At 66.3% G+C, this 9,573-nt stretch carries 11 protein-coding genes and 2 pseudogenes; 3 read left to right on the top strand and 10 right to left on the bottom strand.

Annotation, left to right across the window (positions count from 1 at the left end):
• Positions 1-154 precede the first annotated feature (154 nt).
• The gene (locus VJV41_RS21565; protein WP_325337055.1) at positions 155-817 is read right to left on the bottom strand and encodes a class I SAM-dependent methyltransferase; all 663 of its coding nucleotides are present in this window, start codon (positions 815-817) and stop codon (positions 155-157) included.
• Between the two features lie 74 nt (positions 818-891).
• On the opposite strand from VJV41_RS21565, the pseudogene VJV41_RS21560 reads away from it, so the two are divergent.
• A pseudogene (locus VJV41_RS21560) lies at positions 892-1,741 on the top strand (helix-turn-helix transcriptional regulator).
• Here the strand turns inward: VJV41_RS21560 and VJV41_RS21555 are convergent.
• The 3 genes and pseudogenes from VJV41_RS21555 to sppA all read right to left on the bottom strand — a co-directional run bounded on the left by VJV41_RS21555 (position 1,738) and on the right by sppA (position 5,249).
• Positions 1,738-2,650, bottom strand: a pseudogene (locus VJV41_RS21555) (alcohol dehydrogenase catalytic domain-containing protein). The pseudogenes VJV41_RS21560 and VJV41_RS21555 overlap by 4 nt on opposite strands.
• On the bottom strand, positions 2,647-3,423 hold the full coding sequence (locus VJV41_RS21550; RefSeq protein ID WP_325337054.1) for an SDR family NAD(P)-dependent oxidoreductase: 777 nt from the start codon (positions 3,421-3,423) through the stop codon (positions 2,647-2,649). Before VJV41_RS21550 ends, VJV41_RS21555 begins: the two are co-directional and overlap by 4 nt.
• A 29-nt stretch (positions 3,424-3,452) precedes the next feature.
• Complete coding sequence (gene sppA, locus VJV41_RS21545) at positions 3,453-5,249, bottom strand: signal peptide peptidase SppA (RefSeq protein ID WP_325337053.1); 1,797 nt, start codon at positions 5,247-5,249, stop codon at positions 3,453-3,455.
• A 163-nt stretch (positions 5,250-5,412) separates the two neighbouring features.
• Here sppA and VJV41_RS21540 point away from each other — a divergent pair, with 163 nt between their 5' ends.
• Together VJV41_RS21540 and VJV41_RS21535 are read left to right on the top strand one after the other, a co-directional pair.
• Positions 5,413-6,339 carry an LLM class flavin-dependent oxidoreductase gene (locus tag VJV41_RS21540; protein WP_325337052.1) on the top strand — a complete coding sequence of 309 codons (927 nt, stop codon included), beginning with the start codon at positions 5,413-5,415 and terminating at the stop codon, positions 6,337-6,339.
• Between the two features lie 64 nt (positions 6,340-6,403).
• The gene (locus tag VJV41_RS21535; RefSeq protein ID WP_325337051.1) at positions 6,404-6,748 is read left to right on the top strand and encodes a PE-PGRS family protein; all 345 of its coding nucleotides are present in this window, start codon (positions 6,404-6,406) and stop codon (positions 6,746-6,748) included.
• Positions 6,749-6,812: 64 nt separating this feature from the next.
• Here the strand turns inward: VJV41_RS21535 and rplO are convergent, their stop codons facing one another.
• From rplO to rpsH, 6 genes are read right to left on the bottom strand one after another with little or no spacing between them, the layout of a single operon-like run.
• A complete protein-coding gene (gene rplO / locus VJV41_RS21530) occupies positions 6,813-7,253 on the bottom strand; it encodes a 50S ribosomal protein L15 (protein WP_325337050.1) in 441 nt (146 codons plus the stop codon).
• On the bottom strand, positions 7,250-7,441 hold the full coding sequence (gene rpmD, locus VJV41_RS21525; protein ID WP_325337049.1) for a 50S ribosomal protein L30: 192 nt from the start codon (positions 7,439-7,441) through the stop codon (positions 7,250-7,252). The genes rplO and rpmD overlap by 4 nt, the downstream gene beginning before the upstream one ends.
• The gene (rpsE, locus tag VJV41_RS21520; RefSeq protein WP_414685019.1) at positions 7,434-8,120 is read right to left on the bottom strand and encodes a 30S ribosomal protein S5; all 687 of its coding nucleotides are present in this window, start codon (positions 8,118-8,120) and stop codon (positions 7,434-7,436) included. The genes rpmD and rpsE overlap by 8 nt, the downstream gene beginning before the upstream one ends.
• Positions 8,121-8,142: 22 nt before the next feature.
• On the bottom strand, positions 8,143-8,511 hold the full coding sequence (gene rplR / locus VJV41_RS21515; protein WP_325337060.1) for a 50S ribosomal protein L18: 369 nt from the start codon (positions 8,509-8,511) through the stop codon (positions 8,143-8,145).
• 38 nt (positions 8,512-8,549) lie between these two features.
• The gene (gene rplF, locus VJV41_RS21510) at positions 8,550-9,089 is read right to left on the bottom strand and encodes a 50S ribosomal protein L6 (RefSeq protein WP_325337047.1); all 540 of its coding nucleotides are present in this window, start codon (positions 9,087-9,089) and stop codon (positions 8,550-8,552) included.
• A gap of 13 nt (positions 9,090-9,102) precedes the next feature.
• A complete protein-coding gene (rpsH, locus tag VJV41_RS21505; protein ID WP_325337046.1) occupies positions 9,103-9,501 on the bottom strand; it encodes a 30S ribosomal protein S8 in 399 nt (132 codons plus the stop codon).
• Positions 9,502-9,573 lie beyond the last annotated feature (72 nt).

The raw sequence follows: 9,573 nt of genomic DNA, 5'->3' as shown, positions 1-9,573 counted from the left end.
GCACTGCGAGCCGCGGGACTACCGCGGTTGCGCGGAGTCTGGCCGTGCGCAAGGCAGCTGCCCGGGCGGCGGTTAGCGCAAGCAAGAAGACTGGGCGCGCGGTAGATGACCGGGTTAAGAGGCTCGCCGAGTCGCGTTAACGCGATGTGGTAAGTCAGCCCGGGCGTGTGGCGCGATAGAAGGTCAGCTGACCGATCAGGCGATGCCGCCGAGTTCCGACCTCCTCGCACTCGAAACCCACCTTTCGGAGTAACTGCGGAATCGCATCGCCGAGGTTGCCGGCGGCGTGGGGATTGTCCTTCATCCACCGCGCCGCCAAGCCGTGGTGGACGGTCGTGTGCCCACCGATGTCGACGATGTGCAGCCTGCCACCGGGACGCAGGACGCGATGGAGCTCAGCCAGCGCGCCCGTCTTCACGTCTTCGTCCAAATGGTGCAGCATCATCGATGACAGCGCCCGATCGAACTCGCCATCCACGAAGGGCAGCTCTTGCGCATATGCGCGCTCGAAGCGAATCCCGGGCAATCCACGTGCTTTTCGCTGCGCGCGAGCCAGCGCCAGCGGGTCCGGGTCGGTGCCGACCACATCCGCGCCGAGCGCAGCGCGCTTGGCGCGGACGGTGACGTTGCCCGTGCCGCAACCGATTTCCAACACGCGCAAGCTGTCGGCGAGCTCGGCCTGTGCGATGAGTGCATCGTAATTGCGCCCCATGCCCAGCACGCGGGTCAGCAGGTCGTAGAACGGAAGCAGTGCGTCTTTTCCGAAGGCCGGGATGTAATCGCGTTTGGTGGCCGTATGTGGACGATGTTCGGTCATATGTTCAATGGTTACCCGCTACCACACAGAGGTGTTGGGTGATCGTCGGCAAAAGTTGGACTATCTTCGGTCATATGGCTCTGTCGTCTCGACTCGTCCGACACCGCGACGGCCTGCCTGTTTATCAGTACCGGGCCGATTCCCACACACCTCCCGGTGTCGATCATCAGAGCCAACGGCGTTCCCGAACATCGCGTGCACATTCACGACTTCCCGGTCCTGTGGTACGCCCACACTGCTGGGCTGGTCTACGTCGTCGCGCCCGGTGCTGCCGTCGACCCGGCACAGGTGCCCCACCGGGACATTGGAGTCGGAGTGTTCTTCGATTCCGCCGCGCTCGATGGCGACGGGAGGTCACCGTGGCCTGCGTGGCGGGCTCACCCGCTGCTGTTCCCGTTCGTGCACGGGCAGTCCAGCGGGCTGCTGCAGCTGAGGCTGCCCGCCGCGCGACAGTCTGTGTGGGACAACGTGATCGAGTCAATCGAAGCCGAACTCGCTGACAGGAGGGAGGGGTACCGCCAAGCGGCGCTGGCGCATCTGACCTTGCTGCTCATCGACGTCGCACGCCTGGCCAGCGACGTGGTGGGCGACCTGCGGCGCAGCGGCGAACCCCTTCTCGCCGAGGTGTTCACAGTGATCGACCATCACCTCGGCGAGCCGCTGTCCCTGCGCGACGTGGCACGCGAACTCGGTATGACGCCCGGGCATCTGACGACCGTCGTGCGCCGCCGCACCGGGCGCACAGTGCAGGAGTGGATCATCGAACGCCGCATGGCGGAGGCGCGCAGCCTTCTGTCCGAGACCGAACTGCCCGTCGCGGAGATCGGTCGCCGGGTTGGGATGCCGGATCCGGGGTACTTCAGCAGGCTGTTCCGCCGCACCCACGGCAGCTCGCCGCGGGAATGGCGCAATCGCTCGGGCTAGCGAAAGTCGATGGCTACCTTGACCGCCCCGGACTCCCGCTGATTGGCGATCGCAAGGAACGCCTCGCGCCACTGCGCGAGCCGGAACGTGTGGGTCAACATCGGGCGCAGGTCGACCAGCCCGTCCACCCCAAGATCGAGGTAATGCACGATCGCGTGCTTGCGCTCCCCCGAAACCTCTTCGATGCCAAACGCATTGGAACCGACCCAGTTGATCTCCTTGAAGTACAGCGGGCTCCACTCCCATCGCCCCGGCGCGTGCACGCCCGCCTTCACCAACGTTCCGCGCGCCTTGAGAACACGGACGCCGAGTGATCGCGTGCAGCGACACCGAGAACGGATCGGCGAACACCGCGACCTCGTCGGACACCGAATCCGGCACCGCGAACAGCATCGAGTCGTGGGCCGGCATCAGCTCGGCGTAGCCGCCGGTGACGTCGGCCGACACCCCGGTGTGGATGCCAGGCTTGATATCCCCGTCGGTGAAGCTCCAGCACAGGCTGTAGTCCCCGACTTCGCATGCGGGACACGGTGGTTGGATGCCGCGCGGTCCACACGACAGCCACGGGTTGAGCACGACGCGCTGTCCGATCTCGAGGCCGCGTGCCGCAGGGCCCATTGCCACTACGTCGGCGACGACTTCGTGGCCCATCACTTGGGGGAATGAGCAGAAAGCCGCCATCGCGTTGTCAGTGTCGCCCTCGCCGAAGTCGAGCAGGATCTGCTTGGAGTCCGACCCGCAGATACCGGTCAGTCGGGGCCGCGTGATGACCCAATCATCGTGCAGCGGCACAGGTTCCGGCACGTCCCGCAGACCGACGGGCGAGTTGGCCAGGTTGCGGGTGAGCGTGTTGGCGTCATCAGGTACCTCGAACGGCTCGGGTGCCACGCCGAACACCAGCGCCCTCATGGCCGGGCCATGTCGGCCGCGCCGGCGATGTACGTGTCGATGTCGGCGTTCTTCAGGTCGACGACTGCTTTCATGTCCGGCACGTAGTGTTCAAAGCCGTCGGCCCCGAGTGCCGCGATGATGCCGGCAGCCACCTCGTCCGGACTGAACTTCGGGCCGTCGTAGATCGGAGCGTCGTTGTCAGGCCGGTTCCAGATCTCGGTGTCGACCGGCCCGGGCTCGATCAGCTTCACGGATATCCCCGTGCCATACAGGTCGACAGCCATCGACTCGCTCCACCCGCACAGTGCGAACTTGCTTGCACAATAGGCGGATTCGTGGATGATCCCGAGCCGTCCGCCGACACTGGACACGTTGACGATCACTCCCGCGTCGCGCTGCAGCATTCGCGGCAGCACGGCCAGCGTCAGCCGCATCGGCGCAAAGAAGTTCACCCGCATCACGGCCTCGACCTCGGACGCCTCCAACGCAGGCACCGCCCGTCGCTTCGGGATTGCCGCGTTGTTGATCAGCACGTCGATCCCGCCGAGGTCCTCCCACGCCTGCAAGGCCAGCGTGCCGACGGATGCGATGTCGGCAAGGTCGGCCACCCACATTCGCGAGTCCGGCGACGTCGCCCGGCAATCGGCCAATACCTCGGCGAGCCGGCCGCGCCTGCGCGCGATCAGCCCGACGACCGCGCCCTCAGCGGCCAGCGCCCGCGCCAACGCGGCGCCCAGCCCGGACGAGGCGCCCGTGACGAGCACCCGTTTGCCCGCCGCCGAAAAGGCCATGCCTAACAGGCTGGCCTATTCGACAGGCTTTAGAAGCGGTATTCGCCGAGCCAGAGGGCGTTGACGCCGGTCAACGACCGCTCGGCCTGGCTGATCACGCCAGCCACCGAACGGCCCACCAACGCGCCGAATGCCTCCGGCAGCGACGCCGCGCCGGGCTGCGACGACGGCTTGGGCCGCAGCAGATCCATCAGCGACGAACCCGGGTAACTGACCAGACGAACGTCGGCATCGGGCTCCAGCCCGGCCAGCACCTTGGCGCGGTTGATCGCAGTGCGCAGACCGCCGAGCTCGTCGACAAGGCCGCGCTCCTTCGCATCAGCACCGGTCCACACCCGGCCGCGCGCAATCGCATCGACGGCTTCCACGGACAGCTTCCGGCCGGCAGCGACGCGTTCGACGAAGTCTGTGTAGAACAGGTCGGCCTCGGCCTCGACATGCTCACGCTGCTCGTCGGTGAAGGGCTGATTAATAGACCAAGCGTCGGCGTTGGCGTTGGTGCGCACCGAGTCGGATCCGACGCCGAGGCGGTCCTTGAGTTCGCGAGCCACCAGCTTGCCCGTCACCACGCCAATCGAGCCGGTGATGGTTCCGGCGTTCGCAACGATCGCATCTGCCCCCATCGACACGTAATAGCCGCCCGATGCCGCGACGGCGCCCATCGAGGCGACGACTGGCTTGCCGCCGTCGCGCACCCGATTCACTTCGCGCCAAATGGTTTCCGAACCTGTCACCGAACCGCCGGGGCTGTCCACGCGCAACACGATCGCCGACACGTCGTCGTGCGCCGCGGCTTCACGCAGCGCTGCGGCGATGGTGTCGCCACCCGCGCTCGAATTGCCGAATGGCAACAGTTGCGGGCCTCCACGGCCGCTGACGATCGGGCCATGCAGGGTGACGACGGCGATGGTCGGCTTTGTCTTGCGTCCCGGGATCGACGGCACTGCCGGGGTCGATCGGGGCGCACTTGCGCGGGCGTACCGCGACAGGAACAGCCGCGGCGGCGCATCCTCGGAGTCCGCATCGCCGGTCTCGGGTGAAATGCCCGGTGCGCCAGCGAGTTCACCGATGCGGGAGTACGCCTCGTCGCGGAACCCGATGCGGTCGACCAAGCGCCCGGTGACAGCATCGTCGCGCAATAGGGGTGCCTTGTCCGCCAGCGCGTCGACCTCGGCGGCCTCGAGATGGCGAGACTCGGCGATGGCCTGCCACACCTGCGAATGCAGGCTTTCAATCAGCCGGCTGTCGGCCTCGCGGTGGGCATCGGTGTAGCGGTCCTGGGTGAAAAGATTTGCGGCGGACTTGTATTCGCCGCGGGCGATGAATTGCGCTTCGATGCCTGCCTTGTCGAGGGCGTCGCGCAGAAACAGCGCGTTGGTAGCGAAGCCGACCAGCCCGACCGTTCCGGATGGCTGCATCCACACTTCGCGAAACGCCGACGCGAGGTAGTACGACAGTGTGCCGGGGTACGTCTCCGCCCATGCCAGCGACGGCTTCACATCGCTGAACGCGGTGATGGCGTCACGCAACTCCTGCACGGGAGCGGCAGCTGCCGCAGGGATCTGGACGCGCGCAATAAGGCCGGCCACCCGTGGGTCCTCGGCGGCGCGATGGATCGCGGCGACGGCTTCGCGCAATACCAGAGGCCGGCCGCCGCTCGAAATCAGCGCAAGCGGGTCGAAACCGCCGGTCTCATGCGGCACCACCTGTAGATCCAGCTCCAGCACACACCCGTTGGGAACGCCGTGGTGCCGGGCGGTGTCCACTCTCCGGGCCAGATTGCGGAGGTCGTCGGCGCCGGGGATGCCGGGCAGGAAGGCAAACATGATTCGAGCGTACCGACGCGACCGTGCTAGCCCCCCGGCGTCTGGATGAAGATCTCCACACGCGATGCGGCCATCGCCGTCGAGCTCGAAGACCAGCACCTCCGGGGTACGGGTGCGCTTGCCGCTCACACACCACGTCTTCGAAGACGCTTACGGTGGTCCGGTGAGGTTTTCGATCTCGATCCCCCAGCGCGACACCGACGGCTTCGACGAAACGGGCTTCAAGAGTTATCTGGCCCGCGCCGAGGAACTCGGCTTCGAGGGTGGCTGGACGCTCGAGCAGGTCATCGGACCCGCGCCGCTCATCGCGCCGCTGGACCTGTTGGCCTATGCCGCGGCCTGCACTACCCGCCTGCGGCTCGGCGTCGCGGTGCTCATCACCTCACTGCACGATCCGCTGCAGCTCGCCGCGAACATCACCGCCGTCGACCGGCTCAGCCACGGGAGGCTGGACGTCGGCGTCGCACCAGGCGGAGGCTTTCGCAAGTTCGAAGCGTTCGGCGTGGAAAGGTCGACGTTCATCAGCAGCTTCACCGAGGGATTGGAGCTGATGAAGGCGGCATGGTCCGACGAACCGAAGGTGACGTTCCATGGCCGCTTCCGAGACGTCGACGGGCTGCCGATCCAGCCCAAGCCCGTGCAGCGGCCTCACCCGCCAATTTGGTTCGGCGCCAACGCACCTAAAGCATTGGCCCGCGCAGTGCGGCACGGCGACGCCTTTCTCGGCGCCGGATCGTCAACGACCGCGAGTTTCGTCGAAGCGGTGAAGACGGTGCGGCGCGAACTCGACACGCAGGACAAGGACCCGGCGCGCTTCACCATCGGCAAGCGGGTGTATCTGATGATCGACGACGATGCCGCGCGCGCAAGGGAGCGGGTGCTCGCCGGCCTACACCGCATCTACGGCGACATGCCCGGCATCGAGGCGGTGCCGGTGTCCGGCACGCCCGACGATGTGGTGCGCGGTGTCCGCGAAGTCATCGACGCCGGCGCTGAGATGATCCTGCTCAACCCGGTCGGCGAGAACATCGCGGAGGATCGCGAGCAGATGGAAAGGCTTGCTGCTGACGTGATTCCGCTGCTCAGCTGACTCACAGAATTCGCTAAAAAATTAGCTGTTTTAAGTTCCCGATCTTGGTGGTAAAACCGGAACTATGATGGCGAAACTGAATTTCGTCGCCCCGCTGGTCATGGCGGGTGCGGCGGCGGCGGCGATCTTTGCAGCGCCGTACGCAGCAGCAGAGTCCTTCGCCGTGGCGACGGGCTCTTCGATCACGCAATTTGCGCCGCAGAGTCCCGGCGGTGACGGCTGTTACGACGGGATTTGCGGCAGCGGCGACGCCAGCGGCGGCAGCGGCTGTACCGCCGATGGCACGTGCGGCAGCGGCGGCCCACTCGGCGGCGGCGGTTGTACCGCCGCAGGTGTGTGCGGCCATGGCGGCCCATGGGGCGGCGGTGGCTGCGTGCCCGGCGTCGGCTGCTTCAACTGGGGGCAGTAACAAAAGGGCCCCGCTACGCCGAAGTGGAGCACTTCAAAGCGTGTGGGGCCCTGATGTTCGCGAATTAAAGCTCGGTCGCGGAACCGCCTGCGGCGGTGATCTTTTCGCGCGCGCTGCTGCTGAACTTGTGAGCGGTGACGTTGACCTTCACGGTCAGCTTGCCGTCGGCAAGCACCTTCACCAACGAGTTCTTACGCACCGCACCGGCGGCCACCAGCTCGTCGACACCCACGTCGCCGCCCTTGGGGAACAGCTTGTTGATGTCGCCGACGTTGACGACCTCATATTCGGTGCGGAACCGGTTGCGGAAGCCCTTGAGCTTCGGCAGCCGCATGTGGATCGGCATCTGGCCGCCCTCGAACGTCGCCGGAACGTTCTTGCGGGCTTTGGTGCCCTTCGTGCCGCGACCGGCGGTCTTGCCCTTGGAGCCCTCACCGCGACCGACCCGGGTCTTCGCGGTCTTGGAGCCGGGCGCTGGCTTCAGGTCATGAAGTTTGATGGTCATTTAACGGACTCCACCGCTTCAACTTTTACGAGGTGATGCACGGCCTTGATCAGGCCGCGCGTCTGTGCGTTGTCCTCACGGACGACGGACTGACGAATCTTCCGCAGCCCCAGTGTCCGCAGGCTCTCGCGCGCCTTCCAGCGCGCACCGATGGTGCTGCGCACCTGGGTGATCTTCAGCTCAGCCATGGTTACCCGACCCTTCACGTGCCGAGGCCGCAGCAAGTGCGTCGGCCTCGCGACGCGCACGCAGCATGCCTGCCGGTGCCACATCCTCGATGGGCAGGCCGCGACGGGCCGCCACCTCTTCGGGGCGCTGCAGCAGCTTGAGCGCGGCGACGGTGGCATGCACCACGTTGATCGCATTGTCGCTGCCCAGCGACTTGGCCAGAATGTCATGCACGCCAGCGCATTCCAGCACGGCACGCGCGGCGCCGCCGGCGATCACGCCGGTACCGGGGCTGGCCGGACGCAGCATCACCACACCCGCGGCGGCCTCACCCTGAACCGGGTGGGTGATCGTGCTGCCGATGAGCGGAACGCGGAAGAAGCCCTTGCGCGCCTCCTCGACACCCTTGGCAATCGCGGCAGGAACTTCCTTGGCCTTGCCGTAGCCGACGCCAACCATTCCATTGCCGTCGCCGACGATGACCAGCGCGGTGAAGCTGAACCGCCGACCGCCCTTGACGACCTTGGAGACGCGGTTGATCGCGACTACACGTTCCAGATAGTTGCTCTTCTCGCCGCCGTCGCGGCCGCCACGGCCACCACGGTCGTCGCGGCGGCCACGGCCTTCGCGGTCACCGCGCGAACCTCGGCCGTCGGATTGCGCCGGCCCGGCACCAGATGTTGCCTGATCGGCCATCATGCAGTCCTTCCGTTGTAAGTCATTAGAACTTCAGCCCGCCTTCGCGCGCGGCGTCGGCCAGCGCCGCGATCCGTCCGCCGTAGGTGTACCCACCGCGGTCGAACACCACGGACTCGATCCCGGCGGCCTTGGCGCGCTCGGCGATCAGCTGACCGACCCGCACGCTGTGGGCCTTCTTGTCGCCCTCGACGGCCCGCACATCGGCCTCGATCGAGGACGCGGCGGCCACCGTGGTGCCGGTGAGGTCGTCCACCAGCTGCACGTGGATGTGCCGCGACGAACGGTTGACCACAAGGCGCGGCATCTCGCCGGTACCCGAGATCTTCTTGCGCAGCCGGGCGTGCCGACGCAACCGCGACACCCGCCTGGCCTCGGACACGTTCTGCCCCACGGGCTTCCGCGTCGTGGCTTCAGTCTTGCTAGCCATGTCTACTTACCTGTCTTTCCGACCTTGCGACGGATCTGCTCACCCTCGTAGCGAACGCCCTTGCCCTTGTACGGGTCTGGGCGGCGAAGGCGACGGATGTTCGCCGCGATCTGGCCGACCTTCTGCTTGTCGATACCCGAAATCGAGAACTTCGTGGGCGTCTCCACCGCGAAGGTGACGCCCTCCGGTGCCTGCACAACGACGGGATGGCTGTAACCGAGCGCGAACTCGAGGCTGTTGCCCTTGAGTACCACGCGGTAACCGACGCCGAAGATCTCCATCTTGGTGGTGTAACCCTCGGTCACACCGGTGACCAGGTTGGCGACCAAGGTGCGCGACAGCCCGTGCAGCGAGCGGTTGCGCCGCTCGTCGTCGGGCCGGGTCACCACGATGGCGCCGTCGTCGTTGCGCGACACGGTGATCGGCTCGGCGACCGCCAACGCCAAGGTGCCCTTCGGCCCCTTGACCGACACGTTCTGGCCGTCGATCGTCACATCGACGCCGCTTGGCACGACGACCGGCTGCTTTCCAATACGCGACATATCTAGCTCTCCCTCACCACACGTAAGCGAGGACTTCGCCGCCCACGCCTTGTCGTGCTGCCTGACGGTCGGTGAGCAGACCCGAAGACGTGGAGATGATCGCCACGCCGAGGCCACCCAGAACCCGCGGCAGGTTGGTGGATCTCGCATACACGCGCAGGCCGGGCTTGGACACCCTGCGCAGCCCGGCGATGCTGCGCTCACGGCTTGGGCCGTATTTCAGTTGCACCACGAGCGACTTGCCGACGCGGGCGTCCTCGGTGTGGTAATCGGAGATGTAGCCCTCCGTCTTGAGGATCTCGGCGATGTTGGCCTTGATCTTCGAGTGTGGCAGGGCCACCTCGTCGTGATACGCCGAGTTGGCGTTGCGCAGACGTGTCAAGAAGTCTGCGATCGGGTCCGTCATAGTCATGACAGCCGGTTCACCTTCCTCGCGGCGGTTCCCCTTTCAGGGCCTACCGCAACATTTCGAATGGGTCTGAAA

Source organism: Mycobacterium sp., assembly GCF_035274705.1.
GTDB lineage: Bacteria > Actinomycetota > Actinomycetes > Mycobacteriales > Mycobacteriaceae > Mycobacterium.
The sequence above is the reverse complement of the archived record's forward strand: the minus strand, read 5'-3'. Positions and strand labels throughout refer to the sequence as shown.